We start from the raw sequence: 19,680 nt of genomic DNA, 5'->3' as shown, positions 1-19,680 counted from the left end.
CTCGTATCAGTTTCTCTCCTATATCGCCGAAAACAGCATGCTGCTGATAGTTTCAACATGAGTTTATGGTGCGCTTGGCTGGGGTTCCACTGTGAGGCTACGTGGTTTTCCGGGAAACGCTTTCTTGACATACTGATAGAAGTCGCTTTCCGTTGTCAGGATGAGTACCGAGTTGTCGTTTGTTTTATCCTTGTAACTTTCAAGAGTACGCAGGAAGGCATAGAACTCCGGATTTTTATTGTAGGAAACACCGTAGATCCGGGTGGCGCCGGCATCGGCCTTACCCTGGATTTCCTGTACTCTTTTGTAAGCTTCCGAGCGAATCCGGCGTAGCTCTTTTTCCATCTCGCCAAGAATCTCAGCACTGCGACCCTCGCCTTCCGAGCGGAACTGGGCGGCAATTCTTTTTCGCTCGGATATCATCCTCTCGTATACCTTTTCACGGACACTCTCGACGTAGTCGAGGCGCTTGATACGTACATCGACCAGTTCGATACCATATTGAGGAATGATCTTCTGCGCTTCGGTCAGGATCGTCCGGGTGATTTCCTCTCTGCCCCGGGCAATTTCCCGTTTCAACTCCTCTTCTCTTTCCTTGGGTATATCCTTGAGCACCTTGTCCTGGGGAACCTCCCAGGTGGCACTGCGGACAAGTTCAACCAGTTCGCTGCTTGATACCTGGTCCCGAACGACGGAATCAAGAATGTCGTTAAGGCGTGATTGAGCGCCTTCTTCACTGGCAACGTTTTCGAGAAATTTCTTGGCATCCGCAATTCTCCAGCGCGCAGTTGTATCTACCCAGATAAACTCCCTACCCTTGGTGGGAATCTGGTTCGGATCACCGTCCCAAACCAGAAGACGCTTCTCAAACCGACGCACTTCCTGGATGAACGGTATTTTAATATGTAGACCAGCCTCGGTGATTGAGTTTCCCACCGGTCGGCCAAACTGCACGACAATGGCCTGCAATCCTTCTTCAAGCGTGTACAGTGCGTTTGAAAGAGCTATGAAGAGCAGTACCAGTAATCCGGCTGTGATAGTTTTGATGGTGATTTTCATGGCTGTTTCCCTCCTGCTTCTTCGGACGATTCCAGCGGAAGCCATGGGACCATGGCTTTCTGATCCTTGTCGACGATATAGAGTCCTTTCATTCCTGCAAGAAAATCGGTCATGGCTTCCAGATAGAGCCTTCTGCGCGTCACCTGTGGCGCACTCTGGTATTCCGTGAGTATTGCCGCAAAACGAGTCGCCTCGCCTTCAGCCCGGTTGATTCTCTCGAGAGCGTAACCCTCGGCTTCACTGATGCTCTGCGTCGCCACCCCACGTGCTTTGGGGATCTCGCGGTTGGCCCTTTCCTGAGCGAGGTTAATGGTTCGTTCTTTATCCTGACGCGACTCATTTACCTCATTGAAAGCGGGTTTGACACTGTCCGGCGGAGTGACGTCCTGAAGCTCAACAGTTACCAGACGTACTCCTGTCTGATACGCAGACAGGATTTTCTGAATTTCAATCTTGGCTTCACTTGCTACAATAACCCGGCCGGTTGTTAGGACATCGCTGCCCAGGCGGTTGCCGACCGCCCTTCGCATTACCGCCTCTGTTGTGTCGCGGATAGTCTTTTCGGTATCTCGCACTTTGAAAAGAAAGAGGATCGGATCTTCAATGCGGTACTGGATTATCCACTGGACATCAATGACGTTGAGATCACCCGTCAGCATCAATGACTCTTCTTCGTGTGGACCACTGGGGGCATAGCGTGTTTTTTCACCGGGTACGGTCGACATCGTCCTGAAACCGAACTCCTCCTTGAGAACCCGTGCCGTGGGGAGAAGGCGGACCGTTTCTATGCCAAACGGCAGCTTGAAATGGAGGCCCGGGCCGGAGGTTCTCATTGCCTTGCCAAATCGTTGAACGATGCCTGTCTCTTCCGGCTGCACGGTAAACCAGGCTGTCCCGAGTATGACTGCTATCGCCGCAACACCTGCGAGCATTAATCCCTGTTTGATCTTGAAACCGCCAAAATTCGGACGATTTTCCCCCATCATCTCCATGATTTTCTGCACTGCTTGTGCCAGCGGATCCTTATGGTCAGCCATATCAACCTCCTTTGGCCATATATATTCCGGGTAGTAAGGCTGTTGACCGGGGTGTTAGATCCAGATCATCTGCTCACTCGAACGTGTTATTTCTGTATTGTCACACTCCTATTTTGGTCGTGAAGGGTATTTTCCTGTTCTTTGTAAATATAGAGTTCGCAGATTCGCCGATAATGGTGGCCGTATATAGACAGGGTAACTGCCAGGGCAAGCTGTCCGGGTCTGCGAAACAGGGTCCAGAACATCAGCTGCCAGTAATGGAAACGTTCTTTACCAAGCAGGCCAAGGCGCATGGCTGCCCGAAAAAAGGAGAGGCATCGCTGAAGATTAAGTGGCATTGTTGCTACCGGAGTCTTGAGTTCACGGAGCAATGTCCTGACCCGACGGTAATAGTTTGCCGGCGAGTAGATGTCTTTCATGATCGATTGGTAGCCATTAAGAAGCGTATCCAGGCCCATCCGGGGAATGATGTTTGTGGTTCCGTCGACATTATCCCCCGAGAAAAAACTGGCGATGCGGTTTTCCCCGCTGAGCCTCTCGAACAACCGTGTGCCAGGCGGAGCCTGGAGCATGCCGACCATGGCAATTGCAATTCCGCTTTTTTGTATGAAATCAACCTGTTTCTGAAAGATTGACGGTAGGTCAGAGTCAAAACCGACTATAAAGCCGCCCATGACCTGCAAGCCAGAGCGGTGGATACGTTTAACGCTTTCAAGGAGATCACGGTTTCTGTTCTGGTGTTTGTGGCATTCTGCAAGGCTCATCTCATCGGGAGATTCTATGCCGATAAAGACGGAATCGAATCCGGCTTTTACCATCATGTCGAGAAGTTTTGGGTCGTCGGCGAGATTGATCGAGGACTCGGTGAAAAAGACGCAGCCTTTTTTATCGCGCCGCCATTCGATTATGGCTGGAAGCAGGCTATTTTTTAAAAACTCTTTGTTGCCGATAAAATTATCATCGACAAAGAAAATACCGTTGCGCCAACCAGTAGCGTAGATCCGGTTTAGTTCAGTGATTATCTGGCCAGTTGTTTTCAGCCTTGGATGCCTGCCAAAGAAGGTCGTAACATTGCAGAACTCGCAGTTAAACGGGCAGCCTCTAGAAAATTGGATGTTCATGGAAGCATAATGCTTCACATCTATCAAATCCCACTGTGGTGGCGGGGTAGACGCAAGATCACAGAACCCATCCACGTGATATATTTTCTCAGGTTTCCCCTTCTGTATATCAGCGAGGAAAAGAGGAAGCGTCAGCTCGGCTTCATTAAGAATTAAATGATCGACCTCAGGAAATTTCTCAGGCTCGGAGGTGAAGAGCGGCCCACCCGCAGCTACCGTGATTTGCAGAGCCTGACATCTCTCAATGATCTGAACCACTGATTTTCGCTGAACCGCCATGCTGCTGAGAAAAACCAGATCGGCCCAGAGAAGGTCACCGTTTTTAAGCTCCTCGACATTCAGATCAACCAGACGTTTATTCCATTCCTCAGGTAAAAGGGATGCGATTGTGAGCAGACCTAGCGGCGGGAAGGCTGCCTTTCTGCCAATAAAACTCAAGGCGTAGGAAAAAGACCAGAATGTTTCAGGGAATTTGGGGTATACGAGAAGAATATTCATTATAATGGTTCCTTTTAAGCTATCTGCATTTACTTTAATAGTTATAAGGAAAGCATGTTCCGACATCTATCGAATTGAAGACAGCACGATCGGCAATTAAAATGTGTTAGATTCTTTATGAGTAGGTTTCCTCACATGTTTGAATTTTTTCGTAATGTTTTAACAACTTCTACTCTTTCAACACCAGAAGACGTAGCTAGAATGTGGTGTCCTCTGCCTGTCGTTCAATGCTTTTGAGATGCTTGATATATTTGGTGCGAAGTGGGGCTTTCGTTTGTTTGGCCTTCGTCTGCAACTCTAGCAGCTTGCCCTGGATTCCTCTGAGTTTAGTTTTGATTTTCTTTTTAAATGTTTCTTTTGCACGCATATATGATCTCCTGAAATGTGAAGCGCAGAATTGAATTTTCTTCTGTTTGTTCTTCTACGAAGCAAGCTTCACGCCAGTCTCGGAGATCTCTGTCTGCTGAAGTGTAACAGTTTGATTTTGTTTGATTATTGTTGAGGTGAAAGCGCTAGTGTTAGAGCGGGGGCTTGATCAACGGAGGGAAATAATCGGTTATACTTAACCAATAGACCAAATATGGCTATCGGGAAGGAGGTGCCCGGAGTCTGTCTGAGAAAGCTCTTTTTTAATCTTCTCGTTGTTTTAACGAAATCAATGCTCGCAATATAGAATTGTTGCTCTTCGGCAGGCTTAGGGATAATAGACTCACCCCCGCACATCAAGGCTCGAATTTTGCGCACCAACAAATGTTCCTTCAATGGGCGGTACTGATTCTGGTAATCGTAGGACAGCTACGACGCACACTGACACAGCGTTCGTTCAAGCCGTCTCTTTTAAGTTGGTCAATACTTACAAAGCAATCTTCATACCCAATGTCGTTGAAATCTTTGACACAACTGCCTGATTATATTATTGGATGACAAATCGCCAGCAACAGGACTCTTGAGACGAGAACCGAGGGGCGTGAAAATGGTTAGATGTCACCATTCGACCATATATGACCACTTTGTCATGCCAAAAAAACACGGGGACAAGAACGGTTAGCCGTCCGCGAGAGAAATCACCAGACGCCGGCAGCACGCGTTGCAGGCATACCCACTATACTGATGGTTACAGGCTCCAGGCCGGTTTCCCCCCTACTTCTCCGAGAGTCAAAATGGTTAAACGGATATCGTTGTTTCAACCATGTATTCACAAGAAAAATCATACGCTCAATGGAAGACATAAAATTTATTGGAAAAATGGAGCCTCCTTTGCTTATCAGATAACAGCATCATCAGTAAACAAGGTGCTTTTTAGGTGATCTCACCACGTAAATAAAAAGCTTAGATAAGGAGAGGGCATGCCGACAAAACCATACGGAAAGCAAAGCGGTCATCACAACACTTCCTCCAGGGAAAAGTTGACAAGCCCGGAGCGGCAACTTCGACAACAGGCGGAAGCCAGGCTTTTTGAGTGGGAAAAATTGTTGCCTGCACCATTAGATCTTGAGAGTTCACGTCGACTGCTCCGTGAACTTCGGGTTCACCAGGTTGAATTGGAGATTCAAAACGAGGAGTTGCGACGATTCCAGGAGGAACTTGAGGAATCGCGGAATCGCTATAAAAATCTGTATAATTTCGCCCCCGTGGGCTATTTGACGATCGATGCAGCGGGGCTGATAGTCGAGGCGAACCTGACCGCAGCCGCCCTTCTGGGAGTCGAGGGAGGGACAGTGGTTGGCCAGCCAATAACGAGGTTCATTTTTCCCGATGACCAGGATGTCTATCACCATCATCGGGCGGCGATCTTGGAAACGAATGAGCGGCGGAGTTGTAAGTTGCTAATGTTGCGAAATAATCACCAGTCATTCTGGGCCCGCCTGGAGACTGTTCCAGTCGGTGAGAACGGGCCGGGGCCCCCGACATGTTGGATCATGCTGAGCGATATAGACAGGGGAATGAGGTTGGCAGAGGAAGCGCGACACCTGGAAAGCCGAAGCCGACAACAGCAGAAGACTGAAAGTCTCGAATGCATGGCCGGGGCCATCGCCCATTACTTCAACAATCAACTCACCATTGTCATGGGAAACCTTGACCTAGCTGTCAAATATCTTCCCAGAGACACGGAAAGCCGTGAATTTATTCTATCGGCCATAGATGGGGCCAAAAAAGCCGCGGAAATGAGCGGCTCCATGCTAACCTACCTCGGCCAGACCAACTCATCTCATGAACCTGTTGACCTTGCTGCGACCTGCCGCGATGTTCTGGAGACACTTCGTCCTTTCATTCCTAAAACCACCAGCCTGGCTGCCGATCTTCCCACCGACGGCCTCATCATCAACGCCAACGCCGGTCAGATCGGGCAGGTTGTGGACAACCTGGTGACCAACGCCTGGGAGAGCCAGCGAGGAAGCGAAGGTACGGTTGAGGTGCGGATAGAAGCAGTAAAATCGGTGGATATACCTGAAACCCACCGCTTCCCCGTGGATTGGCAGGTATGTGAAAGTGTATACGCTTGTCTGGAGGTAGCCGATACCGGTTGTGGTCTCGATGCGACGGAAATTGACCGGATCTTCGATCCTTTTTACAGTAGCAAATTTGTCGGTCGTGGACTGGGCCTTCCGCTGGTTATTGGGATTGTCCGTTCTCATAACGGGGGGGTCACGGTTGTCGGCAAAAAAGATAAAGGAAGTGTTTTTAAAGTATTTCTTCCTGTTTATAGAGAGAAATGGGCGAGCAGCTCTGCCGTGTTTCCTGAGAAAAGAGTTTCCCGCACTGGTGGAAGCGCGGAGGAAGCCACTATTCTGGTCGTTAATGACGAACCGACACTTCGTCTCATTGCCGAGGCAGCACTTCACCGTGTCGGTTGCAAGGTCCTCGTCGCCGCCGACGGTGAAGAGGCCGTTGAGATATTCAAGCAACACCCTGTAACCATAGACTGCGTCCTCTGTGATTTCATCATGCCGGGCATGGATGGCTGGCAAACACTTGCCGCTCTGCGGCGACTCGATCCTGGCATAGTATTTATTCTTTCCAGCGGTTATAGCCAGGACCGGGCCATGGCCGGTGATCATGTTGCGTTGCCTCAGTCATTTCTAGGAAACCCCTATGGTTTTGGGGAGTTGCAGTAGGAAGTCAGGGAGACCGTGAGCAGCAGGAAAAGGGGCGCGAATTCGGGGTGAGCTCTCAAAAGCGAGCAGGGACTACTCGCCCTCGATAGCATTTAGGGCTATTGGTATTCGCAGCGGCTTTCATGAATCGCCATGTCTTTGTCTAAATAGTACTAATCGATGGATTTTTCGTCCCGGTACTGCTATGGTCACGTGAGAAATGCTCTACTCACTCGAAATAACGGCTACGGTTGCAGTGTGTTGACCGGTTAATACAGAATGGAGACCGTCATGACAAGCGGAAACAGCAAATACAGCGACAATACGGTATCGAAAGCCGGCAGCCGGGTAAAGAAAAAACATACTCAAACGGAAGGGAAAAGGCAAAATCGCTCCAAAGCTGTGGAAGACGTCGATTTCCCGGTTGTCGGCATCGGCGCCTCGGCCGGCGGGCTGGCCGCTTTCGAATCTTTTTTCTCAGGTATGCCGGTAGATACTCCTCCCGGAATGGCCTTTGTTCTTGTCCAGCACCTGGCACCGGATCACCGGAGTATTCTCACCGAATTGATCAAGCGCTATACCCCAATGGACGTCTTCGAGGTTACGGATGGGATGAAGATAGAGGTCAACAATGTCTATATCATCCCGCCGAATAAAGATATGGCCTTATGCGGCGACTCACTCCGGCTTTACGAGCCTGAGGCTCCTCGGGGCCACCGTTTTCCCATTGATTTTTTCTTTTCCTCGTTGGCGCAGGACCTGCATGGTCGGGCAATTTGCATCATTCTCTCCGGTACCGGCAGCGACGGTATCCAGGGTATGCGGGCCGTCAAAGCTGAAGGAGGTATAGTCATGGCTCAGGACCCCAAGTCCGCCAACTTTGACGGCATGCCTCGCAGCGCCATCGACACGGGGCTGGTTGATTACCAATTGGCGCCGGAAGAGATGCCGGCCAAGCTCCTGGCCTATGTTGCTCAAACCTTCGATAACCAATACCAGCCTGGGGCCGGAGCGGATCCATGTGATGAGAGCCGTCTAAAAAAAATCTTTGTCCTGCTGCGGAACCAGACCGGTCACGATTTCAGCCAATACAAGTCAAAAACCATTTGTCGCCGCATCGAACGGCGACAGGCGATCCGCCAGATTGGATCCATCGACGAATATATCACCGTTCTCCAGCAGAACGCTGCCGAGATTGAAGCCCTTTTTCGTGATCTGCTGATCGGCGTGACCAGCTTCTTCAGGGATCCGGAGGCCTTTGCAATGCTGGAAAAAAAGGTTGTTCCCGCACTCTTTTCAGGTAAGCCGGGTGGAAGCGTCATCCGGGTCTGGTCCATGGGCTGCGCCACTGGCGAAGAGGCCTATTCGCTGGCAATTCTTCTCCACGAGCATATGGAAACCTTGAGCAGGAAGTTTACGGTCCAGGTTTTCGCAACGGATATCGACAGCCGGGCGATAGAAACCGCCAGAGCCGGGCTTTATCCCGCCGGTATCGCCACCGACATCTCACCGCAGCGATTGGCCAGGTACTTTACCTCCGAAGCAGAGAGCAGTCTCTACCGAATCGATAAACGGATCCGTGAAATGCTGATTTTTTCCGAGCAGGATGTCATCAAAGATCCGCCATTTTCTCGAATAGATCTGATCAGTTGCCGGAATCTCCTCATATATTTGAGCGCTGAGCTGCAAAAAAGGCTTATTCCACTTTTCCATTATGCTCTCAATCCAGGTGGCCATCTCTTCCTGGGTACTTCGGAAACCGTTGGTGAATATGGTGATCTGTTTGCAACCCTTGACAGGAAAATGAAGATTTACACCTGCAAAGAGGATTCCACCGTCCCGCAGCGACAGATTCTGGGCCGATTCGTGTCTCCCGCCAAAACGTTTCATACAGTGCAGCCAGGCCTGACAACCTTTGCTGCCATACCGGGAAAAATGTCGCTGCGCGTACTGACTGAACAGGCTCTGCTGCGCCAGGTTGCACCGATAGGCGCGCTGATCGACAGTCATGGGGACATCCTCTATCTCCATGGCCGGGCCGGCATGTTTCTTGAACCGACTCCCGGTGAAACCGGAGTCAATAATATCCTCAAAATGGCCCGGGAAGGATTGCGAGCTGAACTGGTTTCAGCCTTGCGGCAGGCGGTCGCGACCAAAGAGCCGGTGCACCGGACCGGTATACTGGTCAAAACCAACAGCGAATTCACCCCGGCCAATCTGAGTGTTTGTCCGCTGGCGCCTCGTCCTGAAATACAGGACCCGGGAGCGGCGCCCTCCACCTCCGTGGAAGTGTCTCTTTTCCTGGTTGTCATTGAAGATAGAACTCGTTCGTCAGGTTCTGGCATGGCCGGCCGGAATGCAAATGATGAGGATACCGCTGCGGATATCGGCGAAAAGGATGAGGATAATTTGGCGACCAGAAAGGCAAACGCCCTTATCGCAGCGCTTCGGCAGGAACTCTGGGCCAAGGAAGAGTATCTGCAAACCGCCAACGAGGAACTGCGGTCCACCAACGAGGAGATGCAGTCCGTCAATGAAGAACTGCAGTCCACCAACGAAGAGCTGGAGACTTCCAAGGAAGAGATGCAGTCAATCAACGAGGAACTGACGACGGTCAATACCGAATTGCAGACCAAGGTCGCCGATCTGTCACGCGTCAACAACGACATGAACAACCTTCTCGCCGGTACCGGCATTGCCACCGTCTTCGTCGATCATGACCTGCATATTCTGCGCTTTACCCCCGCGGCCACCGAAATCATTCATCTCATACCGAGTGATATCGGACGTCCTGTCAGCCATATCGTCTCCAATCTGGTGGAATATGACCAGCTGGTCTCAGATGTTACAACCGTTCTGGTTACCCTGATCGCCAGAGAGATTGATGTGAATACTAGAGCCGGCAAGTGGTACACCTTGCGTATTCAGCCTTACCGCACCCTCGAAAACGTCATTGAAGGTGCGGTAATCACCTTTATCGACATATCGGAGGCCAAAAAAATCAAAAAAATGCTTCACCAGACCAATACCTTGTTTCGTCTGAGTGTAGCTGGTCGGGAAGAAGATGATGCCGTGATCATCCAGGACCTCAAAGGCCGTATAATAAGCTGGAACCCAGGCGCCGAAAGGATATACGGGTGGACCAGATCCGAAGCACTGACAATGAATATCCATGATATGATTCCTGGGGAGTTACGCCACGAGGCGTTGGCCAAGGCTCAGGAGCTGAGCATGGCGAAAAGCATCGCGCCCTATGACAGTAAGCGGCTCCATAAAGACGGGACGGTCCTGGGGGTGACGATTACCGCCACGGCCCTGCTTGATGATGAGGGAACAATATACGCTATTGCCACACAGGAGCGGAGCAGAGCCGAAAAAAACTGACATTACGATGCTGTTGCTGATCGCCATTGTTCCACCTGTATCAAAACCCAGCGGTTTAGTTTTGGTAAGTTCTCAAAAGAGGGAGATAAAATTATAACGAGATTTAATAATCCAAGAAAGTGTGATAAGCTTTAAACGGAAGTTCCCGGTACAATCTATTTAAAAAACCAGGGGGAGCCATCTGATTACCAGAGAGTTCCCATACTGAAACCAGACAGGGGGCCTCTTGCAGTGAATGCATCACCGATGAAAAATTCGATAATGGCTACAGAAAACGAAGAGTACAGCCTGCAGACGCTCGTCAAGGTGTGCTACACCATTCTGGACTCCCTTCGTGAACCATTGATTGTGCTCGATTCCGAGTTGAAGGTGATAAAAGCCAATCGTCCCTTTTATACTACCTTCGAAGTCAAACCCGCCGAAACGGAAGGACGGCTGATCTACGAGATCGGTAACCGTCAGTGGGATATTCCCGAGCTGAGGAAACTTCTCGAAGACATTTTGCCGAAAAAATCCGAATTCAATGATCTGGAGGTGGAGCAATTCTTTGAGGGCATCGGTCATAGAATAATGCTGCTGAACGCCAGGCGGCTATACCGCAGGTCGGAGCAGACCCAGTTGATCCTGCTGGCCATCGAAGATGTCACTCAAAAAGCGGAGGATCAGAGGAAAATTGAAGAACTTGTCGGAAAACGCACCGTCGAACTTATTGCCGCAAAGGAGGAAGCGGAAAGAAAAAAAGATGCAATCGAAGCAGCCTATGACGAAATTAAAAAGCTGAAAGATCAGCTCGAAGCGGAACGGACCTTTCTCCAGGAAGAGATCAAGATTAAGTACAATCATGAAAAGATTGTCGGAGAAAGCAATGCCATCAAATATGTCCTCCACAAAATAGAACAGATTGCCTCAAGCGATACCACCGTGCTGATTCTGGGAGAAACCGGCACTGGTAAGGAGTTGGTCGCCCACGCCGTTCATCGCCTGAGTCTGCGAAAAAACAAGACCCTGATCAAGGTCAATTGTGCCACCTTGCCGGCAAACCTGATCGAGAGTGAACTGTTCGGCCACGAAAAAGGAGCCTTCACCGGTTCGCACACCAGGCAGCTGGGACGGTTTGAAATTGCCGACGGCGCAACCATCTTTCTCGATGAGATCGGCGAGTTGCCCATCGATTTGCAGGCGAAGCTACTGAAAGTGATTCAAGACGGCGAATTTGAACGACTCGGGAGCGCCAGGACCATAAAAGTGAACACCAGAATTCTTGCCGCCACCAATCGAAACCTGGAAGACGAGGTTCGAACGGGAGGGTTCCGCGAGGATCTCTGGTACCGCTTGAACGTCTTTCCAATCACCGTGCCGCCACTACGCGACCGTCTTGATGACATTCCCATGCTTGCCGGTTTCTTTATCAAGAAAATTTGCAAGCGAATGGGCAGGGGGGTTCCCCAGGCATCCAAGGCCGTCGTTGATGTGTTACAGGGTTACTCCTGGCCCGGCAATATTCGGGAGCTGGAAAATGTTCTTGAGCGGGCTGTGATCAATTCACCCGGCTCCCAGCTGCGACTCGCCGATGAACTACGGAAAAAGACGCCTGCTGCCTCTTCCGCACAGGAAACACTCAAGGCCGTCGAGAGAAGACATATTCTCCACACCCTGGAGCAGACCGGCTGGAAGGTGAGCGGTAAAAACAGCGCTTCGGAAATCCTCGGTCTTAATCGCAGTACTTTACGGGCCCGCATGGCCAAACTCAATATCGTCAAGCCTCACCCATAAACCGCGGCTATGGTCGATGGCAATGTGCAGGATGAAACCGGAATTCTCTTTGTCGATGACCATAGCAAACATTGGGTTGAAGTGAAGACACGATTTGGGAACGATGGTATGGAGGAACCGAACACCTAAGAACATAAAAACGCAAAAAGGACCATATCTGGCCACTGGCAGCATATGATCTATTAATTGTTGCCGCCAGTGGTTCCCCGTGCTTTTCGTTCTGCCGTTTCATCCTGATAAATCAGAGTAATGAAGCCAAATTGGCGGGTGTTTAAAAGCTGGCATGAAGATTGAATCGTGAGTGCATATCAGCACACTGAATCCCGACGCCGCGCCGTTGCCGAAGGCGGGGAGCGACGCAGAGAATGGTGCCTGAATCAGGCTATAAGCGTGCTTAACGCCCAATATCCGACAAGGAGATAATGTTATGTGCTTAAAAAGAATTTACAACCTGTCGCTAATCCTGGCAATGGTTGTGCTCTGTATGTTGGCTTCGACTGCCTTAGGTCAGGAAAAGATGAGGTCCGGAGGCTACGAGGAGGGATATGGCGGCTATGGAATGATGGGGCAAGACCCGGATGAAATTTTGGCATACGGTCGGGCCATGATGCGATACGGTTTTCGTGAAACCGGGATGTCGGGCGGATCCAACAAGTATCCGGGATATGATAGGCATTTAAGCGATGTCACGATTAAAAAGCTCAATGCCGAGCAAGAGTCATTTATTAAATCCACTGAAACGCTGCGACAGACGATTTACGAAAAGGAGCTTTATCTGAAAGCCGAGCTTGTCAAAAGGCAGCCGGACATCGTCACAGCGCTGGGTTTTCAGAAAGAAATCTCTGAGGCGCGCGGGCGGTTCGAGCAAAAGATGATTTCACACTTGATACAGATGAAAATGATAAATCTGGAAGCCAAAAGAAACTGAGTATACAGAACACTCCAAATTTCATGGATATCATTCAGGTTGTGGTTATCGTGTGGGCGCTTTCCCTTCCCTGGCATTTTCCGAAAAGATCTTGATTCTGCTGAGCTGGATACTGTCGGCTGCGATATGATGTGTGAGGATGTATAATCTTTAACGAAGTAAAATCCGAGTTCGATAAAAGGTGCAAAAAATGCACGAAGAGTAAAAAAAAGTTCAATGGATTGGAAGACATTAACGAGCTTGGGACGTTTCAAAGACATCATTATGGTCCTGCTGAGATACGGATTTGACGATCTGGTAGATCGTCTCAATATTCCTGGGACTAAGTTCATGCGGAAAAAAAGTCCAATCGACCATCCGCTAGACACCTTTGAAAGAATTCGATACGCCTGCGAAGAGCTGGGACCGACCTTTGTAAAGTTCGGGCAGATGGCGAGTCTGCGGCCGGACTTGGTGCCGCCGGGGTTGATTACCGAACTCAGCAAACTTCAAGATGACGTGGCGCCCGTGGACATGTCGCAGATTAATGCGGCGATCGAGCAGAGCACCGGTAAGCCGCTTAAGGAGACCTTTGCCGTTTTTGATGTGATGCCGGTGGCGGCGGCTTCGATCTCCCAGGTCCATCGCGGCGTTTTGGCAGCAGATGGGCGTATCGCAGCGGTCAAAGTCCAACGTCCGGGTATTCTGGCCAAGATGCGCGCCGATCTGGATATTTTGGCCATCCTGGCCGAACAGCTTCACGAGCGCGTCGAGGAGCTCCGCGGTTTCGATCTTCCCAATCTCGTTCGCTTGATTAAAAAAAAACTGCTACGCGAGCTCGATTTTAGAAGCGAAGCACGCCACATGAAGGTCGCGCGCACCCATGCGGGTGAAGAGGCCGATGTCTATATACCGGAGGTTTATGAAGCGTATTGCTCGGCGTACCTGCTGGTGATGGAATTCATCGAGGGCGCGAAACTGAAAGATTTTATGCGCGAAACCATCGCCGATCCAGAATTGATGGCAAGACAGGGTCTTGTGGCTGCCATCAATCAAATCCTCAAACACGGCTTTTTTCATGCCGACCCGCACCCCGGCAATATCCTGATCATGCCGGAAGGCCGCATGTGTTTGATTGATTGGGGCATGACGGGCCGGTTGTCGGAACGTGACCGCTACCAGCTCATCGGTTTTTTACAGGCAATTTTGGACAAAGATGGTGAGGCCATAGTCCACGAGCTTTTGCGTATCGGTCATGCCGAAGCGGCCATCGACCAAAGAGCACTGGAGCGAGAACTGCTTGAAATCCTGGACCTCCACTACGCAGTCCCCATCCAGGACATGAACATCGGTCAGCTGCTCATGGCGGTTACGGATCTTTTACGGACCTATCGCCTTCGACTGCCCTTGGACATGGTGATCATGATCAAAGCGTTGCTGGCTGCTGAAGGCACAGCACGGTGTATTTACCCTGAGCTGGATGTAGTTGCAGAGGCCAAGATGCAAATAACCCAACTGGCAGCCCAGCGGTACACCGCCGAATCGGTGCTGCGCAAGCTAAGGTTTGCTCTTGCTCAACTGTTCAGTTTGCAAAAAGAGATTCCGAGTCGCCTGGAGAGCTTGCTGGGTAAGGCCGACCGCAATGAACTGACACTGGGATTTCGACACGAAAACCTTTCCGGACTTATCCATACCCTCGAAAATGTGGCCAGCCGCGTGACATTCGGCATCATCATCGCGGCCATGATCGTCGGCTCCTCTTTGATCATCACCACCGGCGTCAAGCCTCTGTTGTTCGGTTTTCCGGCCCTGGGCGTCATCGGCTATCTGTTTTCCGGAGTGCTCGGTGTGTGGTTGCTGATCAACATCATCCGCAAAAGAAAATATTGAAAAGTTGGTAAAAACCTTAAATTGCGGGATGGCTAAGCTACAATCTTCATATTTAGTGCCTGAACGAAAATCTATTTATATAGCAGATACAGATAGATAACTTATATGTGAGTAGGCGAAGATATTTGTATTACAAGCTATATTCATTTTGACAAATGCCGACGCACTACGTTAACATGCCGAAAATATAGAATTTGTGTAAAATTCATTCGATTGTCTGCGACAAAAAACAGGCTGTGTACCAAAATCTTCAATCTGAACCATAGCATGAGACAAACAAAACATCCTCAATGAAGAATAGGTGAAACTCCTATCGCTGAAGTCAAAATTGATCTCAAATCTCGTGATGACATACCACCCTTGCTTTTGGGGCTTTAATACATCTACACTACAGCCGATCTTCGTCAGAAAGTGTTCGAAATATTAGAACATCGAATCCAGCCTAATACGGATAAGAAGAACGGCCGTCCCGGAATGGAGCTATGGAGAATATTGGTTTTGGGAGTACTTCGGTTAAATTTGAATTGGGATTATGATCGTCTTGTCGAAATGGCGAATAATCACAAAACAATACGGCTTATGCTCGGGCACAGTTCCTGGGGCGACGATCATGAATATAAATTACAGACCATCAAAGATAATGTATCGCTTCTCACCCCCGATATTCTGAACGCAATTAATATTGTCGTTGTAGAAGTTGGGCACAACATCGTAAAAAAAAAGAGGAAGAAAACGGCGAGCTGAAAGGTAGGTGTGATTCTTTCGTAGTTGAGACAAACGTCCATTATCCTACAGATATTAATCTGCTTTTTGATGCAATGAGGAAGGCTATCAGCTTGGTCGCAGCTCTTTGTGCCATTTCAGGCCTCACAGGCTGGCGGCAAAGCAAACAAAAACAATACCTTCTGCCGTAACTGATCACAGGCAAGCGCTGTTTTTCGCAGGTCAGCGAAGACCCCGGTAGGCTATCTATGTGGGAAACGATAAAGTATAGTTGTACCTGCTGTTGGCATCATTAAGCATGTCATGGGATTCCGGCAATTTCCCCTCAGTGGCTATGAAACCGTAACTGGCGAATGGACACTTGTATCTATTGCCTGGAATTTGAAACGGATGTTTTCATTAAATGGATAAACGATGTCAAAGAACATCTGAAATCGACTTTTAAGAAAAATTTCAGACGACAACTTGATAACAGTAGTCGAAAAAAGATGATTTTGATCATCTGTGTGGTTATTCCGTGCTTATAGGATTTTTGAACCCGACAGACTCCTGGTGCTGTCCACGGCGGTGGTCAGCACCGTGATTATGCCCTGAACGAGTTTAACGAGATGAAAAAGTTACTGTTGACAATAATTGTAGTACTTATTGCAGTTTTTCTTTCTCTGGGAGGATGTAGCCTTATAGAAAGTCGTGTGGCCCGTTGGACGACCGATTTCAACGTCTCTGCCTCTGATAGCAGGATCTTATATGAGAACGGCGCTGAAAAATTAGCACATGAAATAGCTCAGCATCTTAACAACGCGATACAAGTTGTTGAAAGCGAGCAATATGGAACTTATAAAGAACCTGTTATAGTTTACGCCTTTGCAAGCCCTGAAACTTTCGCCAAGTTTTCGGGGGTATCTGGAAAAGCAAGAGGAGCTTCAGTTGGGAATGAAATCTACTTGTCTGGTTTGATGTTGAAGTTGCCAGATGAAGTGTATGGCATGCTTGCACATGAGTTGTCGCACGTGCAGTTGTCTCAAACTATGGGTGTAATAACTTTTAACCGTTCTCTCCCTAGATGGTTCCGGGAAGGCCTGGCCATATATGTTTCTGACGGTGGTGGTGCACCCAGAAATTTTGAAAAAGAAACCGTAACAATGTTTGTTGAAGGCAAGTATTTTCTACCGGAAGAAACCGGCTCATTATTGAACAGATCCCTTCAGTCAACTGTTCCAATTGGCCCCAGGATGTTTTACAGCCAAAGCGGAATGTTTGTGAATTACTTGGCAAATACATATCCCCAAGAATTCATATTCTTGTTAAAAGGTCTACAGCAAGGGGCGCAATTTAAAAGTCACTTCAGAAAAACTTTCAATTATACTGTTGAAGATATGTTGGAAGCTTATATCGACAAATTAAAAGATGCATAACCATCATTTACTCCAGCGAATCGCCTACGGTCCCGCTGAATGTAAATGTTATAACAATGGCGTGAAATGGAGTGTTTATGATAGCAAGGGAATGGAAAGCTACTTGCCCTAAAGAGCATGAAGAAGGCTTTATTGCTTACCTCTATGAAACAGGTATAAGGGACACATCAGGCACCAAAGGTTTTCTTGGGGCACAAATTCTCACTCGGGATTTAGGTGATAATGCTGAGATCACCTTGCTGACCTATTGGGAAAATCTTGAGTGCATCAAAGCGTTTGCCGGTGAAGACATCAGTGTAGCCAGGCTGTACCCGGAGGACGAGAAATACAAATTAAACCCTGATCGCCATGTGAACCTCTATGAAGTCCGCGAGAATATGTAACGAATAAGGCAAGATGTAACTGGTCACAGATGCTTCAGATGTGTGCAAGTGCGGTTTTGGCAGGTAAGCGAAGACTCCGATAGGCTATCTATGCGGGAAACCGCGATCGTGCGAAGAGATAAGCGACCAGCGGGAGACTTTGTGAAGTCTTGTGATCAGCTACAGTATATTGGTCTTGGCAAATGCCTTTTAATTGGCCCCCCTTTTTTTTATTGACATAGAGAATTCCCCCTCTATCATAAGCGGATTTTTTCGCTAATACGATTAAAGGGAGGAGTTATGCGTAACCATTGGAGTGGTAGATTAGGATTTATTCTGGCGGCTGTAGGTTCAGCCGTTGGATTAGGGAATATATGGAAGTTTCCTTTCATTACCGGTATGAACGGTGGTGGAGCCTTCGTTCTCGTTTATCTTGTAGCTATTCTATTTTGCGGCCTGCCCATTTTGATGGCAGAGTTTGCCATTGGCCGCCATTCTCAGCAAGATGTTGTCGGCTCTTTTCGAAAACTTACTCCGAAAACCCCGTTCTGGCAGGTTATTGGCTGGTTAAATCTTTCAGTCGCCTTTGTCATCCTCTCCTACTATGGGGTTGTTGCTGGCTGGACCCTTGACTATCTCCTGAAATCATTGACCGGAGCCTTTTCCGGCCAGGAACCGGAGGCCATAGCTGCCATGTTCGGTAGCCTGGTAAAAGACCCGATACGTCAGGTATGCTGCCTGACTGCATTTATGGCGTTCTGCCTGCTGGCAGTAATTGGTGGTGTCAAAGAGGGAATTGAACGATGGAACAGGATCTTGATGCCCGGCCTTTTTGTCATTCTGCTTCTGCTGGCGGTCTACGCCATGACCACCGACGGAGCCTGGGCCGGGATACAATTCATGCTGGCTCCGGATTTCAGCAAACTGACAGTCAGCAGTGTGCTCGAGGCCATGGGGCACTCTTTTTTCACCCTCAGTCTGGCTATGGGTGCCATGATCACCTACGCCAGCTATATGGATAAAAACGAACCCATTTGGCCGGTGTCAATCCGTATCGCTGTGCTCGACACCTTAGTGGCCATCGTGGCTGGTCTCGCCATTTTTCCCATTGTTTTCTCCGTGGGTATGGAACCTGGAGCCGGTCCCGGCCTCATTTTCAAAACCCTTCCCCAGGTGTTTGCCACCATTCCTCTGGGTCATATTCTTGCCGTACTGTTCTTTATCCTGATGGCCTTTGCCGCCCTGTCTTCTGCCATCTCCCTTTTGGAAGTACTTACCGCCTTCATGATAGACGAAAGACGCTATGACAGGAAAAAGGCCACCGTTCTGATGACCTTGGCTGTCTATATTGCTGGCATTCCCTCTGCGTTGTCTTACTCAGTGCTAGGAAAGATTAAATTGATTAACGGTATGGAAATCCTCGACTCCTTGGACTACATTGCCTCCAATTTTATGCTGCCCATCGGTGGTATGTTGATTGCTATCTATACCGGTTATGTTCTCGATAAACGTATTGCCAAAGCGGAGATCAGCGAAGATGGGCAAAACTATCTGAAGATATTTAGTATCTGGTACTTTACCATCCGCTACATTGCTCCTGTTGCGGTTCTGGTAATCTTTTTGACCAAGGTGGGCATCATTAAATTGTAAATTGCTACCAGCAGGCCAGTTGTTCTTTGAACAAATTTGTAGTTAAGAGAAATTTTAGTAACTGATTGCTGGGTTAACAATATTGATATTTTAACTGTTTATGAGTCGTAACTGGTCGCAGGTGCTTCAGATTTGTGCAAGCGCGGTTTTTGCAGGTAAGCGAAGACTCCGATAGGCGATCTCATCGTCGGGGATGAGTGACAGACACCCTTTGGTTAAGGGAATACCACCATAAATTGGTGACAAGTGACACTTGTGGTTACAGCTTAACTGTTTGTACGGTATTTTTTACTCTGCCTGGTGGCGGGGGGGCTCTTTTTCGCCAAGGAATTCAAATTAGCAGGCTACGAGGAACATATTGTGTCAATGATGAGCGGGCGGCCTACAGCCCTCTCCAAGTTGAACAAGCCTATATAAGCCTATATCGATTATACATGACAGAGGTGGACCGCTTTTTTGGTCCACCTCACTTTAGCCCAAGTTTTTGACAATTATTCTCAAAATCTCCCCTGATGAAAGTTTTTCGTTGCGCTAAAAAAATAAATCGTCAGAATTTCAGCCACATAGAAATTCACCATCGCTTGTAGTGCCATAAAAAATAATAAAGACTTGACATGCAGACTTTTTTATGCCAAGCTGCGACGCATGTATATTCGAAGAACTACAATCAAAGGAAGGAAAGACGGTGGGCAGTATTATACCTATCGCCTTGTTGAATCCAAGCGGACAGATAAAGGCGTAAAGCAATATACCCTGCTTAATTTAG

12 protein-coding genes and 2 pseudogenes are annotated in these 19,680 nt (G+C 48.8%); 10 read left to right on the top strand and 4 right to left on the bottom strand.

What is annotated here, in order from left to right; all coding sequences use genetic code 11:
- Positions 1–63: 63 nt before the first annotated feature.
- The 4 genes from hflC to G493_RS33530 all read right to left on the bottom strand — a co-directional run bounded on the left by hflC (position 64) and on the right by G493_RS33530 (position 4,082).
- A complete protein-coding gene (gene hflC, locus G493_RS30300) occupies positions 64–1,059 on the bottom strand; it encodes a protease modulator HflC (RefSeq protein WP_051309630.1) in 996 nt (331 codons plus the stop codon).
- Positions 1,056–2,096 carry an FtsH protease activity modulator HflK gene (gene hflK / locus G493_RS30295; RefSeq protein ID WP_035275295.1) on the bottom strand — a complete coding sequence of 347 codons (1,041 nt, stop codon included), beginning with the start codon at positions 2,094–2,096 and terminating at the stop codon, positions 1,056–1,058. Before hflK ends, hflC begins: the two co-directional genes overlap by 4 nt.
- Positions 2,097–2,182: 86 nt before the next feature.
- A complete protein-coding gene (locus tag G493_RS0119765) occupies positions 2,183–3,715 on the bottom strand; it encodes a B12-binding domain-containing radical SAM protein (RefSeq protein WP_028581782.1) in 1,533 nt (510 codons plus the stop codon).
- Positions 3,716–3,911: 196 nt separating this feature from the next.
- Entirely contained in the window at positions 3,912–4,082 is a 171-nt protein-coding gene (locus G493_RS33530; RefSeq protein ID WP_153306600.1) for a hypothetical protein, read from the bottom strand.
- Between the two features lie 979 nt (positions 4,083–5,061).
- Between G493_RS33530 and G493_RS0119745 the strand changes: the two genes are divergently transcribed.
- The 10 genes and pseudogenes from G493_RS0119745 to G493_RS0119705 all read left to right on the top strand — a co-directional run bounded on the left by G493_RS0119745 (position 5,062) and on the right by G493_RS0119705 (position 18,914).
- A complete protein-coding gene (locus G493_RS0119745) occupies positions 5,062–6,831 on the top strand; it encodes a hybrid sensor histidine kinase/response regulator (RefSeq protein WP_028581780.1) in 1,770 nt (589 codons plus the stop codon).
- A 270-nt stretch (positions 6,832–7,101) separates the two neighbouring features.
- Positions 7,102–10,194 (top strand): chemotaxis protein CheB, encoded by a 3,093-nt coding sequence (locus G493_RS30290; RefSeq protein WP_084813679.1) that lies wholly within the window; start codon positions 7,102–7,104, stop codon positions 10,192–10,194.
- A 246-nt stretch (positions 10,195–10,440) separates the two neighbouring features.
- Complete coding sequence (locus tag G493_RS0119735; RefSeq protein ID WP_084813678.1) at positions 10,441–11,967, top strand: sigma 54-interacting transcriptional regulator; 1,527 nt, start codon at positions 10,441–10,443, stop codon at positions 11,965–11,967.
- A 427-nt stretch (positions 11,968–12,394) separates the two neighbouring features.
- Positions 12,395–12,895 (top strand): hypothetical protein, encoded by a 501-nt coding sequence (locus G493_RS0119730; RefSeq protein ID WP_028581778.1) that lies wholly within the window; start codon positions 12,395–12,397, stop codon positions 12,893–12,895.
- 216 nt (positions 12,896–13,111) lie between these two features.
- Positions 13,112–14,764 (top strand): ABC1 kinase family protein, encoded by a 1,653-nt coding sequence (locus tag G493_RS0119725; RefSeq protein WP_028581777.1) that lies wholly within the window; start codon positions 13,112–13,114, stop codon positions 14,762–14,764.
- A gap of 297 nt (positions 14,765–15,061) precedes the next feature.
- A pseudogene (locus tag G493_RS34875) lies at positions 15,062–15,663 on the top strand (ISNCY family transposase); the annotation flags it as partial.
- A 94-nt stretch (positions 15,664–15,757) separates the two neighbouring features.
- Positions 15,758–15,898 (top strand): annotated as a pseudogene (locus G493_RS33525) (transposase); the annotation flags it as partial.
- Between the two features lie 197 nt (positions 15,899–16,095).
- The gene (locus G493_RS0119715) at positions 16,096–16,902 is read left to right on the top strand and encodes a hypothetical protein (protein ID WP_035275293.1); all 807 of its coding nucleotides are present in this window, start codon (positions 16,096–16,098) and stop codon (positions 16,900–16,902) included.
- Positions 16,903–16,979: 77 nt separating this feature from the next.
- Entirely contained in the window at positions 16,980–17,285 is a 306-nt protein-coding gene (locus tag G493_RS0119710) for an antibiotic biosynthesis monooxygenase family protein (protein WP_028581775.1), read from the top strand.
- A gap of 279 nt (positions 17,286–17,564) precedes the next feature.
- A complete protein-coding gene (locus tag G493_RS0119705; RefSeq protein WP_028581774.1) occupies positions 17,565–18,914 on the top strand; it encodes a sodium-dependent transporter in 1,350 nt (449 codons plus the stop codon).
- Positions 18,915–19,680 lie beyond the last annotated feature (766 nt).

Origin of the sequence: Desulfogranum japonicum DSM 18378 (assembly GCF_000429945.1) — a bacterium.
Taxonomy (GTDB): Bacteria; Desulfobacterota; Desulfobulbia; order Desulfobulbales; family Desulfobulbaceae; genus Desulfogranum; species Desulfogranum japonicum.
The sequence above is the reverse complement of the archived record's forward strand: the minus strand, read 5'-3'. Positions and strand labels throughout refer to the sequence as shown.

Coding starts and splice junctions, on each gene's coding strand:
- G493_RS0119705 (WP_028581774.1), top strand. CDS start 17,565: ATGCGTAACCATTGGAGTGGTAGATTAGGATTTATTCTGGCGGCTGTA.
- G493_RS0119745 (WP_028581780.1), top strand. CDS start 5,062: ATGCCGACAAAACCATACGGAAAGCAAAGCGGTCATCACAACACTTCC.
- G493_RS0119765 (WP_028581782.1), bottom strand. CDS start 3,715: ATGAATATTCTTCTCGTATACCCCAAATTCCCTGAAACATTCTGGTCT.
- G493_RS0119735 (WP_084813678.1), top strand. CDS start 10,441: ATGAAAAATTCGATAATGGCTACAGAAAACGAAGAGTACAGCCTGCAG.
- hflC (WP_051309630.1), bottom strand. CDS start 1,059: ATGAAAATCACCATCAAAACTATCACAGCCGGATTACTGGTACTGCTC.
- G493_RS0119715 (WP_035275293.1), top strand. CDS start 16,096: ATGAAAAAGTTACTGTTGACAATAATTGTAGTACTTATTGCAGTTTTT.
- G493_RS30290 (WP_084813679.1), top strand. CDS start 7,102: ATGACAAGCGGAAACAGCAAATACAGCGACAATACGGTATCGAAAGCC.
- G493_RS0119725 (WP_028581777.1), top strand. CDS start 13,112: ATGGATTGGAAGACATTAACGAGCTTGGGACGTTTCAAAGACATCATT.
- G493_RS33530 (WP_153306600.1), bottom strand. CDS start 4,082: ATGCGTGCAAAAGAAACATTTAAAAAGAAAATCAAAACTAAACTCAGA.
- hflK (WP_035275295.1), bottom strand. CDS start 2,096: ATGGCTGACCATAAGGATCCGCTGGCACAAGCAGTGCAGAAAATCATG.
- G493_RS0119730 (WP_028581778.1), top strand. CDS start 12,395: ATGTGCTTAAAAAGAATTTACAACCTGTCGCTAATCCTGGCAATGGTT.
- G493_RS0119710 (WP_028581775.1), top strand. CDS start 16,980: ATGATAGCAAGGGAATGGAAAGCTACTTGCCCTAAAGAGCATGAAGAA.